Source organism: Nocardioides endophyticus (assembly GCF_039543845.1).
Classification (GTDB): domain Bacteria; phylum Actinomycetota; class Actinomycetes; order Propionibacteriales; family Nocardioidaceae; genus Nocardioides; species Nocardioides endophyticus.
Genome location: NZ_BAABKN010000005.1, coordinates 386,373 through 412,432, shown reverse-complemented (window position 1 = coordinate 412,432; position 26,060 = coordinate 386,373). Strand labels below are relative to the sequence as shown.

General features: G+C 70.6%; 25 protein-coding genes. 13 read left to right on the top strand and 12 right to left on the bottom strand.

Going from position 1 to position 26,060, the window contains the following annotated elements:
* The first annotated feature begins 14 nt into the window (after positions 1-14).
* Positions 15-1,049, top strand: a complete 1,035-nt coding sequence (locus tag ABEA33_RS04295; protein ID WP_345525354.1) for a zinc-dependent alcohol dehydrogenase — start codon at positions 15-17, stop codon at positions 1,047-1,049.
* Complete coding sequence (locus ABEA33_RS04290; protein ID WP_345525353.1) at positions 1,046-2,182, top strand: hypothetical protein; 1,137 nt, start codon at positions 1,046-1,048, stop codon at positions 2,180-2,182. Before ABEA33_RS04295 ends, ABEA33_RS04290 begins: the two co-directional genes overlap by 4 nt.
* 12 nt (positions 2,183-2,194) lie before the next feature.
* Here the strand turns inward: ABEA33_RS04290 and ABEA33_RS04285 are convergent, their stop codons facing one another.
* The 3 genes from ABEA33_RS04285 to ABEA33_RS04275 form a co-directional block, all read right to left on the bottom strand.
* Positions 2,195-2,785 carry a helix-turn-helix domain-containing protein gene (locus ABEA33_RS04285; RefSeq protein ID WP_345525352.1) on the bottom strand — a complete coding sequence of 197 codons (591 nt, stop codon included), beginning with the start codon at positions 2,783-2,785 and terminating at the stop codon, positions 2,195-2,197.
* 77 nt (positions 2,786-2,862) lie between these two features.
* On the bottom strand, positions 2,863-4,095 hold the full coding sequence (locus ABEA33_RS04280) for an NAD(P)/FAD-dependent oxidoreductase (protein WP_345525351.1): 1,233 nt from the start codon (positions 4,093-4,095) through the stop codon (positions 2,863-2,865).
* Positions 4,092-4,298: a ferredoxin gene (locus ABEA33_RS04275; RefSeq protein WP_345525350.1), complete on the bottom strand. Its 207-nt coding sequence runs from the start codon at positions 4,296-4,298 to the stop codon at positions 4,092-4,094. Before ABEA33_RS04275 ends, ABEA33_RS04280 begins: the two co-directional genes overlap by 4 nt.
* 204 nt (positions 4,299-4,502) lie before the next feature.
* Between ABEA33_RS04275 and ABEA33_RS04270 the strand changes: the two genes are divergently transcribed.
* From ABEA33_RS04270 to ABEA33_RS04230, 9 genes are all read left to right on the top strand, one after another.
* Positions 4,503-5,702: an aromatic ring-hydroxylating oxygenase subunit alpha gene (locus ABEA33_RS04270; RefSeq protein WP_345525349.1), complete on the top strand. Its 1,200-nt coding sequence runs from the start codon at positions 4,503-4,505 to the stop codon at positions 5,700-5,702.
* 80 nt (positions 5,703-5,782) lie between these two features.
* Positions 5,783-7,069, top strand: coding sequence for a M24 family metallopeptidase (locus ABEA33_RS04265; RefSeq protein ID WP_345525439.1), 1,287 nt, complete (start codon positions 5,783-5,785; stop codon positions 7,067-7,069).
* Positions 7,059-8,108: an MBL fold metallo-hydrolase gene (locus ABEA33_RS04260; RefSeq protein WP_345525348.1), complete on the top strand. Its 1,050-nt coding sequence runs from the start codon at positions 7,059-7,061 to the stop codon at positions 8,106-8,108. The genes ABEA33_RS04265 and ABEA33_RS04260 overlap by 11 nt, the downstream gene beginning before the upstream one ends.
* Complete coding sequence (locus ABEA33_RS04255; RefSeq protein ID WP_345525347.1) at positions 8,101-9,309, top strand: CaiB/BaiF CoA transferase family protein; 1,209 nt, start codon at positions 8,101-8,103, stop codon at positions 9,307-9,309. Before ABEA33_RS04260 ends, ABEA33_RS04255 begins: the two co-directional genes overlap by 8 nt.
* 237 nt (positions 9,310-9,546) lie before the next feature.
* Positions 9,547-10,737 carry an acyl-CoA dehydrogenase family protein gene (locus ABEA33_RS04250; protein ID WP_345525345.1) on the top strand — a complete coding sequence of 397 codons (1,191 nt, stop codon included), beginning with the start codon at positions 9,547-9,549 and terminating at the stop codon, positions 10,735-10,737.
* A complete protein-coding gene (locus ABEA33_RS04245) occupies positions 10,734-11,765 on the top strand; it encodes a phosphotransferase family protein (RefSeq protein ID WP_345525344.1) in 1,032 nt (343 codons plus the stop codon). Before ABEA33_RS04250 ends, ABEA33_RS04245 begins: the two co-directional genes overlap by 4 nt.
* Positions 11,762-12,499, top strand: a complete 738-nt coding sequence (locus tag ABEA33_RS04240) for an SDR family NAD(P)-dependent oxidoreductase (RefSeq protein ID WP_345525343.1) — start codon at positions 11,762-11,764, stop codon at positions 12,497-12,499. Before ABEA33_RS04245 ends, ABEA33_RS04240 begins: the two co-directional genes overlap by 4 nt.
* 60 nt (positions 12,500-12,559) lie before the next feature.
* The gene (locus ABEA33_RS04235; RefSeq protein ID WP_345525341.1) at positions 12,560-13,327 is read left to right on the top strand and encodes a CoA transferase subunit A; all 768 of its coding nucleotides are present in this window, start codon (positions 12,560-12,562) and stop codon (positions 13,325-13,327) included.
* Between the two features lie 4 nt (positions 13,328-13,331).
* A complete protein-coding gene (locus ABEA33_RS04230) occupies positions 13,332-13,970 on the top strand; it encodes a 3-oxoacid CoA-transferase subunit B (RefSeq protein ID WP_345525340.1) in 639 nt (212 codons plus the stop codon).
* Between the two features lie 186 nt (positions 13,971-14,156).
* On the opposite strand, the gene ABEA33_RS04225 is transcribed toward ABEA33_RS04230, so the two are convergent.
* The 8 genes from ABEA33_RS04225 to ABEA33_RS04190 form a co-directional block, all read right to left on the bottom strand.
* Positions 14,157-15,251, bottom strand: coding sequence for an LLM class flavin-dependent oxidoreductase (locus ABEA33_RS04225; protein ID WP_345525339.1), 1,095 nt, complete (start codon positions 15,249-15,251; stop codon positions 14,157-14,159).
* A gap of 91 nt (positions 15,252-15,342) precedes the next feature.
* Positions 15,343-15,687, bottom strand: coding sequence for a transposase (locus tag ABEA33_RS04220; RefSeq protein ID WP_345525338.1), 345 nt, complete (start codon positions 15,685-15,687; stop codon positions 15,343-15,345).
* 54 nt (positions 15,688-15,741) lie between these two features.
* The gene (locus tag ABEA33_RS04215) at positions 15,742-16,314 is read right to left on the bottom strand and encodes a nitroreductase family protein (protein WP_345525337.1); all 573 of its coding nucleotides are present in this window, start codon (positions 16,312-16,314) and stop codon (positions 15,742-15,744) included.
* A complete protein-coding gene (locus ABEA33_RS04210; protein WP_345525336.1) occupies positions 16,311-16,766 on the bottom strand; it encodes an OsmC family protein in 456 nt (151 codons plus the stop codon). The genes ABEA33_RS04215 and ABEA33_RS04210 overlap by 4 nt, the downstream gene beginning before the upstream one ends.
* 37 nt (positions 16,767-16,803) lie before the next feature.
* Positions 16,804-18,456 carry a dipeptide ABC transporter ATP-binding protein gene (locus tag ABEA33_RS04205; RefSeq protein WP_345525335.1) on the bottom strand — a complete coding sequence of 551 codons (1,653 nt, stop codon included), beginning with the start codon at positions 18,454-18,456 and terminating at the stop codon, positions 16,804-16,806.
* Positions 18,453-19,361, bottom strand: a complete 909-nt coding sequence (locus tag ABEA33_RS04200) for an ABC transporter permease (RefSeq protein ID WP_345525334.1) — start codon at positions 19,359-19,361, stop codon at positions 18,453-18,455. The genes ABEA33_RS04205 and ABEA33_RS04200 overlap by 4 nt, the downstream gene beginning before the upstream one ends.
* Entirely contained in the window at positions 19,358-20,413 is a 1,056-nt protein-coding gene (locus tag ABEA33_RS04195) for an ABC transporter permease (RefSeq protein WP_345525332.1), read from the bottom strand. Before ABEA33_RS04195 ends, ABEA33_RS04200 begins: the two co-directional genes overlap by 4 nt.
* Positions 20,410-22,008, bottom strand: coding sequence for an ABC transporter substrate-binding protein (locus ABEA33_RS04190; RefSeq protein ID WP_345525331.1), 1,599 nt, complete (start codon positions 22,006-22,008; stop codon positions 20,410-20,412). The genes ABEA33_RS04195 and ABEA33_RS04190 overlap by 4 nt, the downstream gene beginning before the upstream one ends.
* A gap of 198 nt (positions 22,009-22,206) precedes the next feature.
* On the opposite strand from ABEA33_RS04190, the gene ABEA33_RS04185 reads away from it, so the two are divergent.
* Together ABEA33_RS04185 and ABEA33_RS04180 are read left to right on the top strand one after the other, a co-directional pair.
* The gene (locus ABEA33_RS04185; RefSeq protein ID WP_345525330.1) at positions 22,207-23,103 is read left to right on the top strand and encodes an ABC transporter substrate-binding protein; all 897 of its coding nucleotides are present in this window, start codon (positions 22,207-22,209) and stop codon (positions 23,101-23,103) included.
* A 76-nt stretch (positions 23,104-23,179) separates the two neighbouring features.
* Entirely contained in the window at positions 23,180-24,625 is a 1,446-nt protein-coding gene (locus ABEA33_RS04180) for an MFS transporter (protein WP_345525329.1), read from the top strand.
* A gap of 17 nt (positions 24,626-24,642) precedes the next feature.
* Here ABEA33_RS04180 and ABEA33_RS04175 read toward each other — a convergent pair whose 3' ends face one another.
* Complete coding sequence (locus ABEA33_RS04175) at positions 24,643-26,046, bottom strand: FAD-binding oxidoreductase (RefSeq protein ID WP_345525328.1); 1,404 nt, start codon at positions 26,044-26,046, stop codon at positions 24,643-24,645.
* Positions 26,047-26,060: the final 14 nt, after the last annotated feature.

Sequence of the window (26,060 nt, the reverse complement as noted above, 5' to 3'; positions counted from 1 at the left end):
TGAGAGCGTTACGGGTGACTCGCGACGAGGCGGGCGCGCACGTCGTCGACGTACCGGAGCCCGTCCCGGGTCCGGGTGAGGTGCTGTTGAGGATCACCGCCGCCGGCCTCTGCGGTACCGATGTCGCCTGTGCGTTCCGGCCCCAGGACCGGCTGACCCGCCCCGGCACCACCACGCTGGGCCATGAGCCGGCGGGCGTGGTCGCCGCACTCGGCCCTGAGATCGACGGCTGGGAGCTCGGTGACCGGGTCATCGTCAACTCGATCGTGTCGTGCGGCACCTGCTCGCTGTGCACCCGCGGGATGAGCGAGATCTGCTCGCGGGCGACGATCATCGGAATGCACCACGACGGTGCGGTCGCCGAGCTGATGACGGCTCCGGTGAGCAACCTGGTCCGGTTGCCTGCCAGCGTCCCCGATCCGATCGGGGCGATCCTCACCGACGCGGTCGCCACTCCGTTCCACGCGCTCTTCGACCGCGGAGGCCTGCGTCCGGGCGAGTCGGTGGCCATCTTCGGGATCGGCGGGCTGGGCCAGCACGCCCTCCAGCTCGCGCGTGCCTTCGGGGCGGGGACCGTCATCGCCGTGGACACCCGCAGTGAGCAGCTCGTGCACGCGAAGGCGCTCGGCGCCGACCACGTCTTCGATGCCGCCGACCCTCGTCTCTCCGACCTGGTGCGGGAGGCCAACGGCGGGTCCGGGGTCGACCTCGCCGGTGTGTTCGTCGGCTCCTCGCCGGCCATCCGCGCAGCGTTCGGCACGGTCGCCAAGGGCGGTCGGCTGGTCGTGGTGGGCCTGTCCGAGTCCGACGTCGTGCTGCCGCCCTCCGGCGCCCTGGCACGACGCGAGGTCTCCTTGATCGGCTCGGGCGGCTTCCGCATGGACGAGCTGGAACGGTTGGTCGACCTCGTCGCCGCGGGCCGGCTCGACCTCAGCCAGTCCATCTCCCACGAGTTCAGCCTGGAGGACAGTGCGTCAGCCCTCGACCTGCTCCACGCGGGTTCCGAGGCGGTACGGCGTGTGATCGTCCGGCCCGGGGGCGGGCGATGACCTCGACCACGGGACGAGACCTGAAAGCCGGGATCGAGCGCTTCAGGCTCGGTGACCGGCCGGACGTCGCGGTGCTGTACCCGGACGTCTGCTTCGCCTCGCTGGAGGCCGTGGGGGAGATGCCGGTGGACCTGCTCATCGACTCCGTGCTGACCGGGTGGCAGCCGGAGGATCACCTGACGGCACCCGCGGGTGCCGACGCCAGGGCGCCGTTCCCCGTGGCCTCGCTCGTCGTCTCACGAGACAGCCACGACGACTTCCACCCGGAGCTCTCGAACCGGGAGCCGGTCGAGATCCAGGTATGGGCCGACGGCCGCGTCACCCTCGAGATCGAGTTCCAGGGGGTGGACGTCACCGCCGTGCCCGGCGCGTGGGCGCACACCGTACGGCGGGTGCTGGACGCCTGGGCGGGCAGCTACGGCGTCGTGCTGACCGACGTCTTCAACGATCGGGCCAGGTCCTTGCCCGACGTGTGGAACGCGGCCTTCGAGGTGGCCGACCAAGGTGCGGTCGTCGCCGACCTCGTCGAGCTCGGGGAGCGAGCGCTCCGGACGGCCGAGCTGTCGATGAGCGGGTGGGGCGGTGAGCGAGCCGTCCGCGAGCTTCTCGCGCAGCGGGACACGCACAGCGTCCTGGGGTGGCAGCCCTCCGCCGTGCTCGAGCTGTGGCCGGCGCCCCCCGAGCCGGAGGAGGTCGAGCTGTTCGTCGCGGACCTCTGCGCCCTCGCCAACTCGGTGAGGGGTGGAGCCGTCGTCGTCGGCGTGGGCAGGGGCGAGGACGGAGCGACCCTCGAGCCGTTCCTGCCCGGTCACCTCGAGGACGATGTACGCGCGTGGCTCGCCGAACGGATCTACCCACCTCCGGACCGGGTCGTCGTCCAGCACGTCGTCGGCAGCGGCCTCGAGGGCGACCTACGAGGGATCCTGGTGGTCAGCATCCCGCCTCAGGACGACCTGCTGCGTCCGTTCCTCGTGCACGACAACCGTCGTCCCGGGGTCGTCGACGGCAACACGGTGCATTCCGTCGCGCTCGTGGAGCGCGAGGGCACAGAGACCGTGTCGCGCAGCGTGGCCGCCGTGCATGCCGCCCTCGCTGCCGGGACCGCCCTGCTGCGCCGGGCTGACCGCGGGTAGGCGGAGGGCTGGTCAGAACGTCGGGGGTGTGATCACCCAGATCGCCACGAGATCCTCGTCGCCGACGCTCTCCCACGAGTGCGGGTTGGTGCTCGGGAAGTAGATGGCGTCGCGCGCGTTGAGCACGATCTCCTCGCCGTTCACGTGGAACTTCATGGCGCCGGAGATGACGATGCCGGCCTCTTCGCCCTCGTGGACGTGCGGGTGACCGCCGCTGCCCTGGCCCGGTGCCGCCTCGACCCAGATGATCTCCATCCTCTTCTGGAGGTTGGGAGAGAGCAGCTCGTTGGCGATCTTGGTGCCGGGATAGACGATCCGCCTGCGCTCACCGGCACGGAGGACCGCAATCTCGTTGTCGCCGCCGGTGCTCGGTGGGACCGTGCTCTCGAGCAGCGCCCCGACCGAGAAGTTCAGGGCGCCCACGAGCGACTTGAGGCTGGACAGGGTCGGGTTGGCAACTCCGCGCTCCACCTGGCTGACGAAGCTGGTGGACACGCCAGCCTGCTCGGCCAGCTGGGAGAGGCTCATCCCCTGGGCCTGGCGGCGCTCGCGGATGATGCCACCCAGTTGGACAGCGTCGAGGCCGTCCTCGGGGTGCACCATGATGGGGAGGCTATCGCCTGGGTCCCCCTGCGCAAAGCGCCGCGCGACCTCCACACGACGCGAAGACTTCTGAGTCGTCAACCTGGCTCTGTTCCTCTCGCTCCTACGGCCGGTGTCGACCGGACCGGAAATAGCACTTCGCGTGCGGTCTCGAGGTCGGTGGGACTGGCGAGGGCCTTGCGTCCGCGCACCGATGCTGCCGGCCAGTTCACCGTCAGGACGCCGCACAGCCGGGCGTCTGCGCCGACGTACAACGCGGCGAACTGGTCATCGTCCCTGCCAGCCACCAGCTCGTGGTGGATCCCGTCGCCGGGACGCCCGGCGATCTGCACCTTCCAGTCGTACTGATTGCTCCAGACGTAGCCGACCGGGCAGTGCTCCTTCTGCTCGTCGGGACGGGCGATGTTGTGGGCGACGACCGCCGCCTGCTCGACCGCGTTCGTCCAGTGCTCCGTGCGGACGAGACGCCCCAGGCCCGGGTGCCACCACCGGCTGACGTCGCCGACCGCGAAGACGCCAGGCGCTGCCTGGCAGAACGCGTCGCAGACGAGGCCGTCGTCCACGGTGAGTCCCGAGCCGAGCAGCCAGTCCGTGTTGAGCTCGGTGCCGAGTCCGACGACCGCAGCATCTGCGGTCAGGACGGTCCCGTCGCCCAGGCGCACGGTGACCGCGTCCTCCGGCGACTCCAGGACCTCGACGCCGGTGCCGAAGTGGGCGCTCACTCCATGACGTCGGTGGAGATCGACGAAGAGCGCGCCCACCTCGTCACCGAGATGGCGGCTCATGGGGACAGGGGCGACGTCGACGAGATCGATCCTGAGCCCGCGGTGGTGGGCGGCTGCAGCGACCTCGGCACCGATGAACCCGGCGCCGATCACGAGCACGGAGCCCGCAGTGTCGAGCACGTTGCGCAGCACGCGGGCGTCGTCCCAGGTGCGGAGCTCGTGCACCCGCGGCTGGTCCGCCCACGGCGACCTACGCGCGCGGGCACCCGTGGCCACGACCAAGGAGTCATAGGCGAGCTCCCGGCCGTGGGCGAGCGTGACGCGTCGGGCTTCCAGGTCGGCCGTGACGGCCGCGGAGCCGAGCAGCAGCTCGACATCGAGGTCCGCGGCGGCCTCGGCGTCGAGCAGCGTGGGGACGGTCCACGTCTCGTCGTGCAGGACCTCCTTCGACAGGGGCGGACGGTCGTACGGCGCGTGCGGCTCGGCCTCCACGAGGGTCACCGGTCGGTCGTACCCGAGCCGGCGCAGCTGCTGCACGGTGCGGACGCCCCCGATGGAGCCACCGACGACGAGGGTTCCGCTCACGAGCCGGGCGCTTGGGTGAGCAGCAGCGCCGAGACCGGACAGCTGCCGACGGCCAGTTGGACCCTCTCGAGGTCCTCGTCGGCGACCTCGGTCTGCAGGAGGACGACGACGTCGTCGTCCCCGAGCTCGCAGTAGTCCTCGGCCTCGAAGACGCAGTTGCCGTAGCCCTCACACAGGTCAAGGTCAACCCTGAGTTGCTGCATCCCTACCCACCTTTCGGCTGAAAGTAGAACCAATCATGCACCAGCAGTAGCCGCCGCGTGAAGCACCAGTACATTTCTTTTGTGCGCTTGAGCGATTCCTGAGCCGGATTCCAGCGCACCTGTGACCCTTGACACTCGCCAGATCGCCTGCAAACATGCACTCACAGTGTAAGTCGTTCATTCCAAGAGCTGAGGGAGCTGTCCGTGACCGCCCAGATCGAGACCCCGGACCGGTACTCGCCGCGACAACGGCACACCAAGGCGTTGGAGGTCGCTCGTCGAGGGTTGGCGCTGATCCAGAACCACGCCAACGACCAGGCGGCCGAGATCTATGAGCAGCCGACCAGCCGCTACCTGGACCTCGACCGCTTCGACCGCGAGAAGGACGTGCTGTTCCGCAGGCGGCCGGTCTTCGCCGGGCTCAGCGTCGAGCTCGCGACTCCCGGCTCCTACAAGACGCTCGACCTGCCCGGGTGCCCGCTCGTGATCGCTCGTCAGGCCGACGGCACGTTGCGCGCGTTCGTCAATGCCTGTCTCCACCGCGGTGCCAACGTCGCGTACGACGCGGGGGCGGCCCGGACGTTCGTGTGCAAGTACCACGGCTGGGCGTACGACCTCGACGGCTCGCTGCGCAAGATCCGCGGTGGCGACAACTTCGGTCAGCTGGATCCCTCGTGCACCGGGCTGGCCCAGGTTGCCGTCGCCGAGAAGTACGGCCTGGTCTTCGTCCGGGGTACTCGACTGGTGGAGGACCCGACCCCGATCGACGTCGACGAGGTGCTGTCCGGCCTCGCGCCCCAGTTCGAGGAGTGGGGCTTCGATGCCGGCCTCGAAGCGCCGGCCATCCACACCCCCGTCGTGACGGCGTCCAACTGGAAGCTCGCGGTCGACGGCTACCTCGAGCCCTACCACTTCGCGTCGCTGCACAAGACGACCGTCGCCAAGTACAACAACTCGAACCAGGCGACCTTCGACACCTACGGCCCGCACAGCATGAGTGGCTTCCTCGGTCGCCGGGTCTCCGAGCTGGCGGACACGCCCGAGGACACCTGGCCGCTGATGCGGCACGTCCAGCTGATCTACGTGCTGTTCCCCAACGTCATCCTCTCGGTGATGCAGGACCACGTGGAGTACTCGCTGCTGCTGCCCGGCAAGAACGTCGGGGAGAACGTGATGCACCACAACTACTTCGCCTACAGCGACTGGGTGTCGCCCGAGGTGCACGAGAAGCGGTTTCACAACACTCAGTGGATCCTCACCGCCGAGGACATCCCGATGGCGGAAGAGGTGCACCGCAACATCGCCGAGGGTGTCCTCGACACCTTCTACTTCGGCCGCAACGAACCGGCGCTCCAGCACTTCCACAAGACGATCGAGGCGGAGTTCGCTGCGGCGGATCGCTGACCCGGCCTACCCCTTACCGGAACCGCCCGGCAGCCGAGCCGAGCCATTTCCAACCATCGACAGGAGAAGCAGTGTCCACCATGCCCGAGCATGACCACGTCGTGCCGCCGCTGAATTACTCCGACAAGCTCCATTTCGGACCCCACACCAATGACACGCACGAGGGCATCGACACCAACCGGATGCGGGAGGCGCGCGCCGAGCGGATGCGCTCGGTGATGCGGGCCAACAACATCCCCGCCGTACTCGTGACCGGCGCCGAGAACGTGCGCTACCTCACCGGGTTCTTCTGGTCCGAGTTCCAGCTCCAGGCCGGCTACGCGCTCTTCTTCGCCGACCACCCGGCAGTCGTCTACGCGCCCGCCGGCTCGTACCACCAGATGCCCGACCAGGCGCCGTGGATCTCGCAGTGGCGGATCGCCCGGTCCTGGCTGGAGGGCCCGACGCCGATCTCGGCAGCGGAAGCCGAGTCGAAGCTGTTCGCCGACGAGATCGCCGCCGAGCTGCGCGAACGTGGGCTCGAGCGGGAGCCGCTCGCCGTCAGCGAGTTCGGTGCCCGCGCGATCGGCGCGCTGCAGGCAGTCGGCATCGACACCATCGACGGTCTCCCGCTGATGATGGAGAGCGCGCGCATCAAGACCCCCGACGAGATCAACTGCCTCAAGATGATCGCGTCGATCAGCTCCTCCGGGTTCCACCGCGCGCTCGAGGTGCTCCGCCCGGGCATCCTGCAGTCGACCGTCGCCAAGGAGGTCAAGCGAGCCGTCGAGGACGCCGGCTCCGAGTTCGGCGCCTCCAAGGTGATGGCGGGTCCGCTGGCCTTCGAGCGCGGCATCAGCAGCAGTGACCGCCGGATCGAGTGGGGCGACCTGGCGTACGTGCTCACGTGCGGCAGCTCCTACCTCGGCTACACCGCCTGTCTCTACCGGCAATACGTCGTCGGGCGCCGGGCGACCGGTGAGGAGGCCGGCTGGTACGACACCCTCCGCGACCGCCTCGACTCGGTGATCGGCGAGCTCCAGCCCGGTGCGTCGACCGCGGACGCGGCGAAGCACTTCGCTCCGGCCAGCAAGTGGGGCTACGCCGACGAGGCAGAGCTGCTGACCATCGAGTTCGGCCACGGGATCGGGTTGGTCAACGCGGGATCCAGATTTGTGCACTACAACCCCCCGATCATCAACCGTCAGTGGTCCTTCGAGCACCCGGAGGAGATCCAGCCCGGCATGGTCATCGCGGTCGAGGGGATCGAGGGACAGCACCGCCAGTCGGGGGTCCGGCTCGAGACGATGGTCGTCATCACCGAGAACGGCCCGGAGGCGTTGGACTTCTACCCGCGGCACGAGATCTTGGCTGCCGGTGTCATCTGACTCGACCGTCTCGGTCGCTCGCTGGTCGGATCCGGCCAGCGAGCTGGTGGCGCCGGGCGTGCATCGGATGCCGTTGCCCCTCCCCGACGAGCTCGCCGCCGTCAACGTCTACGCGCTGGAGCGGGCCGACGGCCTGACCCTGGTCGATGCGGGTCAGGCGCTGCGACGGTGCCGGTCCCAGCTCGAGGAGTCGCTGGCCGCGATCGGCTACGGCCTGCGCGACGTCCGCGAGTTCCTGGTGACCCATGCCCACCGCGACCACTACACGCTGGCCACCCAGGTCCGCGAGGAGTTCGGGACCACGGTGTCCCTCGGGATCCGCGAGGCGGCCTCGGTGACCGCACTGAGCGACCCCGGCTGGAAGGCGTTCAGGTCCCAGCTGGCCGAGCTGCGCCGCAACGGAGCCGACGAGCTCGCCGACCGGGTCGCTCAGGAGGCCAGCGGCCAGGGCATGGAGCTCGAGCTCTGGGCGGCACCCGATCGGTGGATTCTCGACGACGAGGAGATCTCGGTCGGGACCCGCCGGCTGCGCGCCATCCACACCCCCGGTCACACCCAGGGTCACGTGGTCTTCCACGACGCCGACCAGGCGCTGTTGTTCGCCGGCGACCACGTGCTGCCGCACATCACGCCCTCCATCGGGCTGGAGCCGATCCCCGGTCGCTCGCCGCTGGCGGACTTCCTCGCGTCGCTGCGACGGGTCCGGATGCTCCCCGACACGTTGCTGCTGCCGGCGCACGGGCCGGTGTCGCCTTCCTCGCACGCGCGAGTCGACGAGCTGTTGCTCTTCCACGACGACCGACTCGGGGCGATCGTGCAGCGCGTGGACGAGGGGCGATCTACGGGGCTCGACGTCGCGCGCAGCCTGGGTTGGACAAGGCGCGAGATCTCCTACGACACGATGCCAGCCTTCCACCAGATGCTGGCGATCGTCGAGACCGCAGCCCACCTGCGGGTGCTGGTAGAACAGAGCCGGATCGTCGAGGCCACGGTCGACGGCGTCCATCGCTACTCTGCGTTGGAGGTTCGGCATGGCTGAGGCGATCGGGCTCCTCGCTGGCGTGCGGGTCGTCGACCTCTCGACCTTCTCGCCGGTTCGGTTCGGCACCACCATCCTGGCCGACCTGGGTGCCGACGTGATCCAGGTCGACCGGCCCCGGTCGGCCTTCCGCGAGGACATCCGGCTGCTCACCTCGAACGAGCACCCTCGCTGGCTCTGGCACAGCCGCAACAAGCGGAGCCTGGGGCTCGACCTCCGGCGCCCCGGGGCCAAGGACCTGCTGCTCCGCCTGGTGGCCGACTCCGACATCGTCGTCGAGGGATTCGCGCCCGGCGTCGCCGGGCGCCTCGGTCTCGACCAGCCCAGCCTGGCTGCGGTCAATCCGGACCTCATCTACGCGTCGGTCACCGGCTTCGGGCAGACCGGTCCGAACGCGCCCCTGCTGGGCCACGAGATGAACTACCAGGCGATGGGCGGAGTCACGGCGGCGATGGCGGCCGCGCACGACGGGCAGACTGCCATTCTCCCTTTCCCGTTGGGCGACTCCGTCGCGAGCCTGTACGCCGTCATCGCGATGCTCGCGGCGCTGCGCAGGCGCGACGCCACGGGGCTCGGCGCGGTGCTGGACATCTCGATCCAGGACTCTGTCGTCTCGATGCTCGGCTATCCGGCGCAGTACCTCTGGCGCGACGGGATCGACGACCCCCTCGACATCGACGAGTTCGGGGGCTCGCCGACCAGCTCGCCGTACGCCACCGCCGACGGCCAGGCGGTGGTGCTCGGCGCGGTCGAGCCCTGGCTGTGGGAGGCGTTCTGTCAGTACGTCGAGCGGCCGGACCTCGTCGAGATCCCTGCTGACCGCGGCGGACGCGAGGTCCTGCGGACTGAGCTGGCGACGATCTTCTCGAGCCGCACGCGTGACGAGTGGATCGCCGTCAGCTCGGAGCACGGGCTCGCCCTCACGGCGGTGCTGACGCTGCCCGAGCTGGTCACCGACCCTCACGTGCTGCACCGCGCGATGGTGGGCGAGGTCGAGCATCCCGACCTGGGCCCGGTCCCGCAGATCGGCACGCCGATCCACGTGGACGGTGCGCCGTTGCCGATGAACACCTTCGCCGTACCGGGGAGTGACACCGCAGCGCTGCTTGCCGAGCTCGGGGTGAGCGAGTCCGAGGAGGCCTTCGTTCGGGGGTCTGGTGCAGTCTTCGACCCCGAGCCACCCACGGGAGCCCAGCGATGACCCATGTCCTCTCAACGCCTCGCCGAATCATCTACCGGGTCTGCCTTCGCCAGACCTACGCCGAGTACGGCGGAACAGTGAGGTCGATTCCTGCGGTCGCGTACTGTCCGGCGACCGAAGAGGACGAGTCGCCTCGATGGACGCCGAGTCACGAGACCGTGCTCGCCGTGCGCGGAGTGGCCCTGTGAGCACTACCGATAGCAGAGGTCGGTCGGTCGGATTCGAGGATCCGCCGTCATGAGAGACCTAGCCGAACTCGTGATCACCACGGACGAGTTCATCCGGACCGAAGTGATCGCGATCGACGACAAGCACGACGGGGACATCGAACTCGCGGGTGGTGACGACCTCCGGCTTCGTCTCCAAGCTGCCGCCCGGGATCTCGGCATCTTCGCTCCCCACGGTCCGACCGAGTTCGGCGGACTCGGTTTGAACATGGAGGAGCGTGCGCCGGTGTTCGAAGCGGCCGGACACTCGTTGTTCGGCCCGGTCGCGCTGAACATCAACGCACCCGACGAGGGCAACGTCCACATGCTCGACCACGCCGCGTCCGAGGACCAGCGCCACCGCTTCCTGGCACCGCTGGTCCGCGGAGAGGTCCGTTCGGCCTTCGCCATGACCGAGCCGGCCCCGGGGGCTGGTTCGGATCCCTCCGCGCTGTTGACGCGGGCCACCAAGGTCGACGGTGGTTGGCTCGTGAACGGTCGCAAGTGGTTCATCACCGGTGCGGACGGTGCCGACTTCTTCGTCGTGATGGCGCGCACGAGCGGTGACCCGGGTGACGGGGGTGGAGCGACCATGTTCCTCGCGACCGCGCAGTCGCCGGGGATCGAGGTGCTCCGGCACATCGGCACGGTCGACCGCTCGATGCTTGGTGGGCACTGCGAGATGACCTTCACCGACGTCTTCGTCGCCGACGCCGACGTGCTCGGCGGTGTCGACGAGGGGTTCCGCTACGCGCAGGTACGGCTGGGTCCGGCACGGATGACCCACGTGATGCGGTGGCTGGGCGCGGCGGTGCGCGCCCACCAGGTGGCGGTCGGCCACGTCGCCGGCCGACAGGCGTTCGGCTCGCGCCTGGCTGACCTCGGAATGATGCAGCAGCAGATCGCCGACAACGAGATCGACCTGGCGGCGACCCGGGCACTGCTCCTGGAGGCCTGCCGTGAGCTCGACGGCGGTGGTCGCGCGTCGCAGGCGACGTCGATCGCCAAGACGTTCGCGGCCGAGGCGCTCGACCGGGTGGTCGACCGGGCGACGCAGATGTGTGGCGGTCTCGGCGTCTCCCGAGATCTGCCGGTGGCCAAGATCGCTCGGGAGATCCGGCCGTTCCGGATCTACGACGGTCCCTCGGAGGTGCACAGGTGGTCGATCTCGCGCCGTGCGGTCAGGGCGATCACGGCAGCGCAGGCCGGTGGTGCCGGGTGAGCGGGCTGACGTCGGGGGAGCGGGACGCGGTGGCCGCACGCCTCGAGTCCGTAGGAGTCGAGCTCGCCGGACCCCTGGCCGCCACCCAGATCGCCGGTGGTCGCTCCAACCTCACCTTCCGGCTCGACGACGGGATCTCGCGCTGGGTGTTGCGGATGCCACCCCGCACGGGTCGTACGCCATCGGCGCACGACGTGGCGCGGGAGCACCGCGTGACAGGCGGGCTGCGGAACACCGCCGTGCCCATCGCCGCGCCGGTGCTTCTCCAGGAGGACGAGCGCGACCTCGGCTCGCCGTACACCGTCGCCGACTTCGTCGAGGGTACGACGATCCAATCGGCCGACGACCTCGACCGGCTCGACGACGCCACGGTCAGGTCCGTCGTCGACCAGCTCGTCGAGACCCTGGCGGCGCTGCACCGCGTCGACCACGTGGCCATCGGGCTGGAGCGTTTCGGTCGCCCGGACGGGTACGCCGCGCGGCAGGTCAGGCGATGGGCGGGGCAGTGGGAGCTGGTCGGCACCGCCGAGCCCGACGCCCGTCGGGCTGCCACCGAGCTTGCGGCCCAACTGGCGAGGCTGGTGCCGGGCCAGGTCCGCGTCGGGATCGTGCACGGCGACTATCGGATCGACAACACCATCCTGCGGGTCGGCGAGTTCCCGAGCATCGCGGCGGTCGTCGACTGGGAGCTGTCGACCATCGGTGACCCTGCCGCCGACGTCGCCCTGATGTGCGCCTACCGCAACCGCGCGTTCGACCTGATCGTGGGAGCCCCGAGCGCATGGACGAGCGACCGCCTGCCCGAGCCCGACGAGCTCGCCGCTGCCTACGAGACCCTCAGTGGCCGGACGCTGTCCGACTGGGACTTCCACGTCGCACTCGCCCACTTCAAGGTGGCCGTCATCGCCGCCGGAATCGACCACCGCCGCCGCGAGGGATCTGGAGCCGGCGACGGGTTCGACACCGCCGGCCAAGCGGTCCTGCCGTTCCTCGAGGCCGGGCTCGCGAGGATCGGGGCGGTGCGATGAGGACGGCACTCGTCACCGGTGCATCGCGCGGGATCGGACGCGGCATCGCGCTGCATCTGGCGAGCCAGGGCTACGGCCTGACGATCACCTCGCGCAACGACGACGACCTGGCCGCGCTCGCCTCCCAGCTGCGCTCCGCCGGAGCGCCGCGGGTCGCCCACGCTGCGTGCGACATGGCCGACCGTCGGTCACTGCCGGAGCTCATGGTGCTGCACGGGGCCCACTTCGAGGACTCCATGGACGCCCTGGTCGTCAACGCCGGCGTCGGGACCGCTGGACCGGTGGACTCGGTCCGGATGGATCGCTTCGACAAGATGATCGACGTCAACCTGACCTCTGGGCTGGTGTTGATCCAGTCCGCGCTCCCGTTGCTACGGGCTGCGGCGGCTGCTGATCCCGAACGCGGCGCGAAGATCGTGGCGCTCTCCTCGATCACCGGGGCGTACGCCGAAGCCGGGTTCGCGGCGTACGGCGCCAGCAAGGCCGCGCTGCTCTCGCTGGTCGAGACCGTGAGCCTCGAGGAGTCAGGCAACGGGGTCACCGCGACGGCCGTCGCGCCGGCGTACGTCGACACCGACATGGCCGCCTGGATCACTGACGAGATCCCGGCGCACACGATGATCCCCGTCGCCGATGTCGTGGCCGTGGTCGCCATGGTGCTCGGTCTCAGCCGCAACACCGCCATCACGCGCATCGTCATGGGACGCAGCGGGACCAGCGGGCGGCATGCGTGACACGGGTGCCGGGACCGGCCGGCGTCGATCGACCACAGGACCCAGAGAAGGACGGTTGTGATGGACAAGGTGGTGGCATCGGCCGCGGAGGCGGTCGCGGACATCTCGGACGGTGCGACGCTCTCGGTCGGCGGGTTCGGACTGTGCGGCATCCCGTCGGTGCTGATCCAAGCGCTCCTGGATGCCGGGACCACGGACCTCGAGGCGGTGTCGAACAACTGCGGTGTCGATGACTGGGGTCTGGGGTTGCTGCTGGCGCAGAGGCGGATCCGGCGGATGGTGTCGTCGTACGTCGGGGAGAACAAGGAGTTCGCGCGGCAGTACCTTTCTGGTGAGCTCGAGGTCGAGCTGACGCCACAGGGCACCCTGGCGGAGCGGATGCGCGCCGGAGGCTCTGGCATTCCCGCGTTCTTCACCGCGACCGGCGGCGGTACCCAGGTCGCCGAAGGTGGGCTGCCCTGGCTGTACGACGCCGACGGGAACGTCGTGGTCTCGTCGCCTCCGAAGGAGACGCGGGCCTTCGGCGGGCGCGAGTATGTGCTCGAGGAGGCGATCGTCGCGGACTTCGGGCTGGTGCGGGCTTGGAAGGGCGATCGGCACGGCAACCTCGTCTTCCACTACTCGGCTCGCAACTTCAACCCTCTGGCCGCGATGTGCGGTCGGGTGACGATCGCCGAGGTCGAGGAGCTGGTCGAGCCAGGCGAGATCGATCCCAACGACGTCCATACCCCTGGCGTCTACGTCCACCGCGTGGTCGCCCTGACGCCGGAACAGGTAGCCGACAAACGCATCGAGCGTCGCACGGTGCGCCCCGTCAGGAAGGTCTGAGCTGGTGAGCTGGTCACGTGAGGAGATGGCAGCGCGCGCCGCATCCGAGTTGGCGGATGGCTGGTACGTGAACCTCGGCATCGGCCTACCGACCCTGGTGCCGGCCTTCGTCCCCGTCGACGTCGAGCTGGTGCTCCAGTCGGAGAACGGCGTGCTCGGCACTGGCGACTACCCGTACGACGGTGAGGAGGACCCCGACATCGTGAACGCCGGGAAGGAGACCGTCACGCTTCGGCGCGGGGCCTCGATCTTCGACTCGGCGACGTCCTTCGGGATGATCCGTGGCGGGAAGATCGATGCTGCGATCCTGGGGGCGATGCAGGTCTCGAAAGCCGGTGACATCGCGAACTGGATGATCCCCGGGAAGATGGTCAAAGGCATGGGTGGCGCCATGGATCTGGTGCATGGCGCGAAACGTGTGATGGTGCTGATGGAGCACGTCGCACGCGACGGGTCGTACAAGATCGTCGATGAATGCTCGTTGCCGTACACGGGCCGCGGTGTGGTCGAGCGGATCATCACCGACCTGTGCGTCATCGACGTTCAGCCCGACGGACTGCACCTGGTCGAGCTCGCCCCCGGTGTCACCGAGGACGAGGTTCGCGAGAAGACTGAACCACCGCTCACACGCGCAGCCCGGTGACTCTGGGGCTGCGGGTCGAAGGATCGCGGCCCCTCGAGTACACGACTGGTGCGCTGAATTGGTGCGCTGAATGTCGGCCAGCGTCAGGCCGGTCCGGTCCAGCGCCTGCGGGACCGCCCCGTCGGCCCATGCCGGTCAAGGCCGGAGCTACGCCGACGACCGCAGCGGCGTCGTTGAGCCCTCAGATCAAGGCTCGCGAGCCGCCGTCGCGCGTCGCGTCGCGACCGGCTCCGGGAGCGGAGTGGCGTCGACGTGAGGGAGCACCTCCTCGAAGATCAGCCGGTAGATCTCGTCGCGGTCGCCGGACCGGCCCGCCGGGATGGCGGGGATGATCCGCACGTGCCGGGCGCCCTGCGCGGCGATCTCCTGGATGGTCTCGACGATCCGCTGCGGCGAGCCGACGAGCGAGCCGGAGGCGCGGGCGACCTCGCGGTGGGTCCACTCCTTCGCCCAGGCCGACGGCGTCCCGAGGCGACCGGGCTGCGGGCCCTCACCGCCGACCTCGAGGTACTCGGCCCAGCGCTCCTCAGCGGCGCGCTGGGTCGCCCCGACGACGATGGTGAGGCCGAACCCGAGCCAGGTCAGGCACTCCTCGACGGTCGTTTCGTCGTGGCCGCCGGCGAGCAGCGCATCGCTGTAGAGCGCCAGGTGCTCGCGGTTGTCACCGTCGAGCGTCTGCCACTGGCCCATGATCACCGGGACCCCCTCGCGCCCGAGCCGCTCGATGGTGGCCGGGGTGCGGGTGGCGCGGGCGACGAGCGGTCGGGGGAGCCGGTACGACGCGGGGCTGACCCGGGCGCTGACGACCCCGCGGTCGACGCTCGTGCTGATGTCGAGGGGCGGGTCGTCGTCGCCGCGCGCCCAGATCCGCAGGGCGGCGTCGATCCGCTCCTCGGTGACCCGGGCGCGGTCGATGCCCTCGGCCCCGAAGGCCTCGAGCTCGGTGGGCGAGGCCGACCCGGCGGCCAGGGCGACGAGGAAGCGCCCGCGGGTGAGCTGGTCGAGGATGTTGCACTTCTCCACCAACCGGAGCGGGTGCTCGAGCGCCACCTGGGCGACCGTCACGGAGATGTGCGCGCTCCGCAGCTGGCCGGCGAGGTGGGCGCCCATGAGGAACGGGTCGGCGTAGGTGTTGTAGCCGGCCAGGTGGTGCTCGGTCAGGCCGATGGAGGCGACACCGTGCCGTTCGGCGAGCAGCGCCTTCTCGACCACCCCCGCCATCACGTCGGCGTCGTCCGCCGCGTCGCGGCTCTGCGGGCTCAGGTGCAGGGAGACGTGCATCGGGTCCTCTCACGGCGCACTGGCGTGCACTATCTCTATCAAGATAGCCCACTTCTCCCGTAGAAGTTCTACGGTGTCCACGTGTGGAGTTCTAACGCACGCGGGCTGCCTCGGCGGCCTCGGCCGCGAAGATCATCGACGCCCGCCGCAGCACGGCGTTCTCCTCGCGCAGCGTCTCCAGCTCGGCCTCGAGCTCGGCGATCCGCGCCAGCAGCTGCTCCTTCGGCGCCTGGCGCAGCCGGGCGGCCTCGCCGGTCGAGAACATCCCGTCGTCGAGCCGCTTGACCCAGATCCGCAGCGACTGCTCCCCGACGCCGAACTCCTCGGCGACCTCGCGGAGGATGGCCCGGTTGCCGGGCTCGTTCTGGCGCCGGTCGGCGACCCGGCGTACGGCGGCGTCACGCACCTCGTCGCTGTACTTCTTCTCGAACGCCACAGTGGTCCCTCGGGTCTCGGATCGTCGCCACAGCGTAGCGAGGCGCGGGCCGCTTCAGGAGCGTCGACGCACCAGGTCCGACAGGGGCAGCCGGGTCCGCGGAGCGGTGTCCCGGGCGACGTGCTCGGGCTCGAGGCGGTCGGCCGGCGTGGCCCGTCCGACGGCCACCAGCACCCAGGGGACGTACGGCGGGGCGACGTCGAGCAGCTCGGCGGCGAGTTCGGCGTCGAAGCCGCCGATCTGTCGCACGTGCAGGCCGAGGTGGTGTGCCTGCACGGTGAGGTGGGCGATCGCCTGGCCGAGGTCGTACTCGGCGAACCGCTGGGGCGTGCCGTCCTCGCCGACCCGCTCGACGACGCCCAGCACCAGCAGCGAGGCGCGCTCGGCCCACCACCGGTTGCGCTCGTACGCGGTCGAGACCAGAACGTTGTGCAGGTCGGTGCCGCGGCGGGCGGCGACGAAGCGGCGGGGCTGGCGGTTCTGCGCCGATGGGGCCCACCGCGCCGCCTCGAGCAGGGCGGTGACCTCGTCGTCGGCCAGGTGGTGGCCGCCCTCGAACGAGCGCGGGCTCCACCGCTCGGCCAGCAGGTCGTGCAGCGGCTGCTGGGTGTGGGCCCGCCGGCTCATGCCGCGGCGTCCGAGGGGGAGGAGGCGCACAGCTCGACGTCGAGCACTGTCTCCAGCGCCGGCAGGACGCGGCAGCCGCGGCGGTACTCCTGGAGCAGCTCCTCGGCTTCGGCCGGACCGAGGTCCCCGACGAGCACCTCGACGAGCAGCCGGCCCACCTTCAGCCGACCGGCGGGGTAGCGCGAGACCCGCGCGCGCACCTGCACCTCGCGGTCGACCTCCTCGTCGTCGGCCGGCTGTAGGTCGGACAGCGTCCCGTCGCGCAGCACGTTGAGCATGTTGGCGACCAGGGCCGAGACCAGCAGGTCGAGCGGGCCGGGCGCGCGGCCGGGACCGCCGGAGGCGACGGACCCGTCGGCCAGCAGCTCGAAGGAGGAGCCGCGGAGCGCGAAGCGGCCCTGCACCTCCGTGGTGCAGCCGGTGATGGCACTCGCGTAGTCGTAGCCGGACACGTCTCTCGTTCCTCCTGCGGATTCGGTGGGCGGGCGCTCAGACCGCCAGCAGCGCCTGGGTGTAGTCGTGCTGAGGACGCAGGACGACGTCCTCCGCCGACCCGAGCTCGACGACCTGGCCGTGGCGCATCACGCCGACTCGGCCGGCGACGTCGGCGACCACCGCCAGGTCGTGGGTGACCAGGAAGTAGGTGAGGCCGAGGTCGCGCTGCAGGTCCTGGAGCAGCTCGAGAACCTGGGCCTGAATGGTGGCGTCGAGGGCCGAGACCGGCTCGTCGAGCACGACGAGCTCGGGGTCCAGCGCCAGCGCGCGGGCGATGGCGACCCGCTGCCGCTGGCCCCCGGAGAGCTCCTGCGGCCGGCGTCCGGCGTACGACGCGGGGAGCTGGACGCGGTCGAGCAGCTCGGCGACGCGGGTGCGCCGCGACGCGCGCGAGCCGATCCGGTAGGCCTCGAGCGGCTCGGCGACGATCGCGCCGAGGCTGAGGCGCGGGTTCAGGGACTCGTAGGGGCTCTGGTAGACGACCTGCATCCGCCGGCGCAGGGCGCGGACACCGGCCCGGCCGAGCGACCCGACGTCCTCGCCGAGCACCCGCACCGTGCCCGCGTCCGCGCGCTCGAGACCGAGGATGATCCGGCTGGTCGTGGTCTTGCCGGATCCCGACTCGCCGACCAGGGCGAAGGTCGATCCGGCGGCGACCTGGAGGGTCACGTCGTCGACCGCCTGGACATGTCCGCCGTCGCGGCCGAAGGCCTTCGAGACGCCGGTCAGCTCGATGGCGACCCCCGCCTCCGTGCGGGGCACGACGTCCGTCGGCCGGTCGTGCCGCCGGTAGGCCTCGGCGATGCTCAGCACCCGGCCCTCGGTGACCCGCGCCGAGCTGGCGAGCAGCGACCGGGTGTAGGCGTGCTGCGGTCGGGCGAACACCTCCGCGACGGGACCGGCCTCGACGACCCGGCCGCCCTGCAGCACCACGACGTCGTCGGCGTTGCGGCTGGCCAGGACCAGGTCGTGGGTGATCAGCACGACGGTGGTGCCGTGCTTGGACCGCACCTGGTGCAGGCTGCGCAGGACCTCGCGCCCGACGAGCACGTCGAGCGCGCTGGTCGGCTCGTCGGCGATCACCAGCTCGGGGCGCTGGCTGAACGCGATGGCGATCAGGATTCGCTGCCGCATGCCGCCGGACAGCTCATGGGGGTAGAGCGGGAGCAGGGATCCGGGGTCGGCGAAGCCGAGGTCGCGCAGATCCTCGACGATCCGCTGCTCGACCTCGTCGGCGCCGAGCCGGGAGCCCGTGAGCGAGAAGGCCTCCCGGATCTGGGCGCTGATCGTCTTGGTGGGGTTGAGCGAGGCGATCGGGTCCTGGGGGACGAACCCGATCCGCGCGCCGCGCAGCGGCCGGAACTCGCGGTCGGTGCGGGCCAGGAGGTCCTCGTCCTCGAACAGCACCCGCCCGCCGGTGATCGTCCCCGAGCCGGGCAGCAGTCGTACGACGGCGTGGGCCAGGGTGCTCTTGCCGGAGCCCGACTCCCCGATGACGGCGGTGACCCGACCGCGCGCGATGTCGAGCGAGACGTCGTCCAGCGCGGTCTGCTCGTGCTCCCCGGTCCGGTAGCCGACCGAGAGGCCGGCGATCCGCAGCAGGGTGTTGGTATCGGTGGAGGTGGCGGTCGCGGTGTCGACGGTCATGGGCGGTTCTCCTGGAGCAGGAAGGCGATGCGGTTGAGGAGCACGACGACGGCCGTCAGCGCGACGCCCGGGATGATGGCCACCCACCAGGCGTGCACGAGGTACTTCTGCCCGCCGGCGATCAGCACGCCCCACTCGGGCGAGGGCGGCGCCTCGCCGAAGCCGAGGTAGCTCAGCGACCCGATCGCCAGCATGGCCAGGCCGAAGTGCATGGCGGTGTAGGACAGCACCGGCGGGTAGACGGCCGGGATGACGTGCCGGGTCAGCACCCGCCACGGCTGGGTGCCGCAGGTTCGGGCGGCCTCGACGTACCCGAGGGTCTGGGCCTGGATGACCAGCCCGCGCACCAGGCGGGCGAACCCGGTGGCCTCGGCGACGCCGATGGCGACCGCGGCGATGTAGGCGCCGCGTCCGTACGCCGTGATGGCGGCGAGCGCCAGGAGTACGGCGGGGACCGCCATGACCGCCTCGGTGAGGATGCTGAGCAGCCGGTCGAGGACGCCCCCGCGGCGCACGCCCGAGGCGATGCCGACCACGCTGCCGAGCACAAGGGCCACCACGACGGCAAGGGCCGACGAGAAGAACGAGATGCGCAAGCCGTGCACCACGCGCGACCACAGGTCGCGGCCGATCTCGTCGGTGCCGAACCAGAAGGACCCGCTCGGCGGCTGGAAGGGCATCCCGTCGAGCGCGAGCGGGTCGTGGGTCGCGGCCAGGCCGGGGAAGACCGCGACCAGCACCAGTAGGGTGAGCAGGACCAGGTGCAGGTGCAGTTCGCGCGGACGCCGGCGGAGCCGCCGGGTCGGCCCCCGGCCCACCGACGGCTCGAGCACCAGCAGCTCGGGCGCCGTCACGACGGCAGGCGTCACCGTAGGGGTCGCAGGGTGATGAACGAGGTCGGTCACGACGCCACCTCCGGGGTCCGGTCGGGAGTGCGGGCGGGCGCGCGCCGGCGCGTGCGCGGGTCGAGGACGGCGTACCCGACGTCGACGACCATGTTGATGACGACGTAGACGAGCGCGAGCACGACGACCAGGCCCAGTACGACGGTGAGGTCGACGGAGCGTACCGACTCCACCATCAGCCGGCCGATGCCGTTGCGGGAGAAGACGACCTCGACGACGGCGGTGCCGGCGAGCAGCTGCCCGACCCGGAGCCCGAAGACGGCGAGGAACGGGAACGCCGCGTTGCGCACGCAGTGCCGCAGCACGGTGTAGGTCCGGCCGGCGCCCTTGGCGGGCGCCGTGACGGCGGCGTAGGTCTTGCCGACCTCCGCGCGCAGCCCGCTGATCAGCACCTGCGCGAACTGCGCGGCGCCGAGGAGGGCGAGGACCGCGGTCGGCAGGACGATCGAGGCCGCACCCTGGCTGCCGCTGGACGGGAACCAGCCGAGGGTGATCGCGAAGAGGTAGATGAAGAGCACCCCGATCCAGAAGACCGGCAGGCTGACGTAGGTCGACGGGACCAGCGCGGCCAGCGACCGGATCCGGCGCGAGCGCGGGACGACCGCCAGCAGGGCCAGGAGGAACCCGAGCGGCACGGACACGAGCAGCGAGAGCCCGGTCAGCGTGAGGGTGTTCGGCAGGGCCTCGCCCAGCAGCGCCGACACCGGCCGGTCGTTGATGAGCGAGTGGCCGAGGTCGCCGTGCAGCAGCCCGGTCAGCCCGCTCCAGTACTGGTGGCCGAGGCTGTCGTTCAGCCCGACCTCGGAGCGCAGGGAGTCGAGGTCGACTGTGGACAGGTCGGCGGAGCCGCCGGTGTCGGTGGTGCCGATCCGGGCCAGCACGGCGTCGCCGGGCAGCACGAACAGCAGGAAGAACGAGGCGGAGTACGCCGCCACCACGACGGTCGCGGCGTGGGCGAGCCGCCCCGCAACGACCCGTGCGACGGTGCGCACGGTGTCGCCGCGGGAGGGGCTGCTCGGCACCAGGGCCGGTACGGCGGTCGCCGTGGTCATGAGGGGTCGACCCAGGCGTCGCTCAGCAGCGGGATGTGGCTCGCCTCGAGCGTCGGGATGTGGGTGGTGTTGCGGTAGGCCAGCGGCTGGATGAAGTCGTAGAGCGGGATGAAGAACGCCTTCTCCAGGATCGTGCGCGCCGCCTGGTCGGCCAGCTCCTGGCGGGCCGCCTGGTCCGGCTCGGCGAGGATCGCCGAGAAGATCTGGTCGAGCCCGGGGTCGAGCCCGCCGTAGTTGCCGCGCAGGACGTCGATGTCCGGGCGGGTGCCGCTGCCCCAGGAGAAGGAGTAGTCGCCGTTGACGAGCCGCTGGTTGAGCTCGGCCGCGGTGAGGCTGCCGAACTTCAACTCGACGCCCAGATCCTTCCACTGTGCCTGCACGACGGCGATGTTCGGCTCGTGCGAGATCGTCGAGGGGCTGTAGATCAGGTCGAACGAGAGCCGCTCGCCGTCCTTCTCGCGGACACCGTCCCCGCCCTTGACCCACCCGGCCTCGTCGAGCAGGCGCTCGGCCTCGTCCACGTCGGTCGTGATCAGGTCGGACTGGTCGCTCCAGAAGGGATTGCTCGCGGCGAACACGCTGGTCGCCGGGACGTCGATCGCAGACGCCCGCTGGAGAACGGCCTTGCGGTCGATGGCCAGGGCCAGCGCCCGTCGAACGGTCTCGTCGTCGAGGCCGGGCTGCTTCGGGTTGGCGACGAAGCCGAGAGCGGCGCCGGGGAGCGGCTCGCGACGGATGGTGAGGTCGGGGTTGGTCGAGAACTCGGTCTTGTCGGCCGGCTCGGTGTTGTGCATCAAGTCGATGTCGCCGTTGCGGAGCTGGGCGGCCGCGATGCTGTTGTCGGGCGTGGTCGAGACCTCGATGCCGTCCAGGTAGGCCTCGCCCTGGTTCTCGGCGGACGCCGGCGCCCAGGCGTAGCCGTCGCGGCGCTCGAGGACGTAGCCCTCCTCGCCCCGGGTCTCGCTGACCACGAACGGGCCGCTGCCGATGATCGTCGTGCCCTCCTGGCGCTTCTCGTAGCTCAGCGCCGCCGTCTCCGGGGCCACGATCCCCAGCGGGGTGGTCGAGCTGGCCTGGAGGAAGGAGGAGTTGGGGGAGTCGAAGTCGAAGACCACCGTCGACGGGTCGGGGGTGGTGATCTCGCGCAGGTCGCCGATCCACTCGTTGGCGGTGGCGTACTTCGCGCCCTGGGCGCGCAGGGCGTCGTAGCTCTTCTTCACGGCGGCCGCGTCGAGGGCCTCGCCGTTGCTGAAGGTGACGTCGTCGCGCAGCGTGAACTCGTAGCGGGTGGCGCGGTCGTCGACGGTCCACTCGGTGGCCAGCCACGGCTCGAAGGAGCCGTCCTCCTTCTGGAAGACCAGCGAGTCGACCAGGCTGCGGATCGGGACGGTCGGGCCATAGCCGGTCTGGATGGCCGGGTCGGTCGAGCTCAGGTTGGCGCCGGTGGTGCGGTACTTCAGCACGCCGCCGCTGACCGGATTGGTGGACGAGCTCGACGCCGCTTCGCCGTCGCCGGCGCAGCCGCTGAGCAGCGTGGCCGAGGCCGCGAGGGCCGCGATCGCGACGGTGAGACGCCTGCGGGGGTGACGCAACATGACGGTGGTACTCGCTTTCTCTCGCGGGGCGGGGGTGCACCCACTGGCACCTCGCCGCGCCTGAACGCTAAGCCGCTCGCACCCGACTTAAGTCAACTATCTCACTAGATGAACAAAATTAAAGTTTTCTACGGATCGGCGTTAGATTCCTGCTCGAACTTCTAATGGCGCGGCGCTGGCCGCAATCGAAGGAGCGACATGAGCACTATCAAGATCGAGGCGGCCGGGACGGTGTTCTACCTGCCGTACTACGTCGCCGAGGAGGAGGGCTACTTCGCCGAGGAGGGTCTCGACGTCGAGCTGATCCGCAAGCGCGCGAACGACGAGGAGGGCCTGCGGTTCGTCGAGCGGCCCGACGTCGTCTCCTCGTTCAGCAGCTTCAAGCTGTTCGAGGCCGGGCAGTCCCAGCTCTACAACGCCTGCGAGTGGGGTCAGCTGCGCCGCTCCCAGGACAGCCAGGTCAACGGCAAGGTCGTCGCGCGCCGCTCGGCGGTCGCCACCCAGGCGATCATCGTCCGCCCGGACTCGCCGTACAACGTGCCGGGCGACCTCGCGGGCGTCCGCGTCGGCGTGAACTTCCACCACGGCTCGCACTACCTCGTGCTCCAGCTGCTCGAGGGCTTCCTGCCGCGCACCGACATCAACCTGGTCGGTATCAAGGGCAAGGAGCGCTTCGAGGCGCTGCGCGACGGCGACATCGACGCCGTTGCCGTCATGGAGCCGTGGATCACGGTTGCGGAGAAGCAGGGCTACAAGGTGCTGGCCGAGGGTCACTACTTCGGCGCCGAGATCGCGGGCGAGTCCCTCACCGACGACGAGTTCACCAAGATCACCCGCGCGGTCAACCGCGCGGTGGACAAGATCCACGAGGACATCCGTCCCTACCTGAAGTACTTCATCGAGACCGCGGCCCCGGTCGCCGAGCTCGTGCCCGAGGACTTCAAGCTGGGCCGCCTCCGCTACATCCACGCGGGGCCGTACCCCGAGGACCACTTCAACCGCACGGTCGACTGGGTCGCCAGCTGGGGCCTGATCGGCGCGGAGAACGAGTTCGTCCAGCTCGTCGACTCCACCAAGCTCCTCCAGGGAGCATGACGGACCCGTCCGGCAGCGACCACCCGGCGGCGCAGGCTCTCTCGGCCTGCGCCGCCGTCGCGTCCCGGGGGTGCCCGTGACCGCGGTCCTCCCCGTCGTCCGAAGCCGGCTGGCCGCGGTCACCGTGTGCGGGCTGGCGGCCGGGATGCTGCTGCTCGACATCCACAAGGTCTCGCTGGCCATCCCTGAGATCGAGCGGTCGCTCGGCGCCGGGCCGACCGGCATCCAGTTGGTCTCGGCGGCGTACGTCGTCCTCTTCGCGGTCACTCTGGTGCCCGCTGGCCGGATCGGCGACCACGGGCACCGGCTGCTGCTCACCCGGCTCGGGCTGTGGGGAGGCCTGGTCGCCGCCACCCTCTGCTCGCTGGCACCCGGCATCGAGGTGCTCGTGCTGGGCCGTGCGCTCGCCGGCGTCAGCGCCGGGCTGCTGATGCCGCAACTCCTCGGCATCGTCCAGCACCTCTACCGCGCCGAGGAGCGCGGCCGCGCCTTCGGCCGGTACGGCGTCTGCGTCAGCCTGGCCACCGCGCTCGGGCCCAGCGTGGGCGGCCTGCTCATGGTGATGCCGGTGCTCGGCTGGCGCGGCGTCTTCGCCCTCAACCTCCCGATCTTCGCGGTCCTGCTCATCGCTACCGAGCGAGTCCTGGCCCGGACCGGCCCGCTGGACGGCGGCCGGCGCCGTCCCGACGTGGACTGGGCGGGCCTGGCGCTCGGCAGTGCCTTCCTGGTGCTGGTGCTGCTGCCGCTGGTCCTCACGACAGGACGGCCCGACGACCCCGGTGCCCGCTGGCTGGCCCTCGTGCCGGCTGTCGCCCTGCTCGCCGCCTTCGTCGCCCGCGGCCGCCGGCTCGCCGCAGCCGGGCGGGCGGGCATCATCGACGCCTGGCTGCTGACCGTGCCGTCCTTCCGCAGCGGGGTTCTGGTCTCGCTGACCTGGTTCGCCAGCGGCCCGGGCGTGAACCTGGCGGTCCTGGTCTATCTCCAGGCCGCGCGCGGTTTGAGCCCGTTCGAGGTGGGACTCATGATGCTGCCGTCGTCGCTGACGTCGGTGCTGGGCGCGCATCTCGGTGGCCGATTCGTGGACCGGTGGGGGAGGGCGCTCACCCTGACCGGGATCCTGGTGACCCTCGCCGGCGTGGTCGGGACCGTGGGCCTGGTGGCCGCCGGCGCCTCCACCCTCGTGCTGGTCGCGACCGTCCCCGCGCTGCAGCTGCTCTCCGGCCTCGGCGGGGGCCTGGTCGTCTCGCCCAACCACACCATGACGCTGCAGGACGTCCCGCGCGACCGGGGGAGCGCGGCCGGCGCGATCGGCCAGCTCGGCCAGCGGATCGCCAACAGCCTGGGCGTCTCGACCGCCTCGATGGCCTACTACAGCCCGATCTACGGCTCCGGCCACACGCTCGCCACGGCTACCGAGGGAATGCACCGGCACGCGTTGTACGGCGCGGTGGCCGTGGCCGTCGCCTACCTCGTCGCGGCCCTGGCCGTGGTGCTGCGCGGACTCTTTGCTCGACCAGTCTGACCGCGACACTAGCCGCGTCAGGGGACGAGCTTGCCCGGATTCATGAGGCCGTGTGGGTCTAGCGCGTTCTTCACGGCGCGCATCAGGTCGTTCTCGACGTCCGACCGGTACGACGCGGCCGCGTCGCGTTTGAGGGTCCCGAGCCCGTGCTCGGCGCTGATGCTCCCGCCGCGTGTGGCTACGGCGCTGTAGACAGCACGGGTGAGGTCGCCGGCCGCGGCTCGCAGCGTCGCTTCCTGGTCGGCCGGGGCGGCGAGGTTGTAGTGGAGGTTGCCGTCGCCGACGTGGCCGTAGGTGACCAGACGGAGGTCGGGCATCAGAGCCACCAGACGTGGACCGACCTCGGCGACAAAGTCGGATAGCTCGGCGATCGGCAGGGTTACGTCGTGCTTGATACTCGCTCCCGCGACCTTCTGGGACTCGGAGATGCCCTCGCGCAGCGCCCAGAGTGACGCTCGCTGCGCGGGACTGCCGGCCACGACGGCGTCGGCGATCAGCTCCTGCTCGAAGGCGGCGGTCAGGGCCGCCTCCAGCTCGATGTCGACCTCGTCCGAGGTCCCGGCGAACTCGAGCAGGCCGTACCACTGATGGGCTACGCCGAACGGGTCGCGCGCGCCCGGCAGGTGGGTCAGCACGAGGTCCAGCGCCTGGCGGTTGATCAGTTCCCACGCGGTCAGGAGGCCACCGCCGTGCTCGCGGAGCAACGGCAGCACCGATACCGCGGCATCGACCGACGGCAGGGTGACCAGGGCCGTCGCTCGACGCGGAGTGGCCGGGAACAGCCGCAGCGTGGCGGCGGTGACGACCCCGAGAGTGCCCTCGGCTCCGATGAACAGCTGCTTGAGGTCGTACCCGGTGTTGTCCTTGCGGAGTGGCCGCAGGCCGTCCCACACCCGGCCGTCCGGAAGCACCACCTCGAGGCCGAGCACCAGGTCGCGCATCATGCCGTACCGAAGTACGGCGGTGCCTCCGGCGTTGGTCGCGACGTTGCCGCCGATCGTGCAGGACCCCTCCGAGCCCAGCGACAGAGGGAAGAGCCGGCCCGCGGACGTCGCTGCTTCCTGGACCGCCTGCAGCACGACGCCCGCCTCGACCGTGATCGTGTCCGCGACGGGGTCGAGTTCGCGGACGCGGCGAAGCCGCTCGAGGGAGAGTACGACGCTCGCGCCCGTGTCGTCCGGAGTCGCCCCTCCGGCCAGTCCCGTGTTGCCTCCCTGCGGCACCACCGCCACACCCGCCTCGGTGCAGAGTCGTACGGCGGTGGCGACGCCGGCGGTGTCGGCGGGTCGGACGACGGCCCTGGCCGACCCGACGAAGCGGCCGGTCCAGTCGGCGACGTAGGCCGCCAGGTCGGCAGGCTCGGTGAGCACGGCACCGTCGCCGAGGGTGCTGCGCAGGCGGTCGAGCAGGTTCGCGGGCATGGATCTCCAGTCGG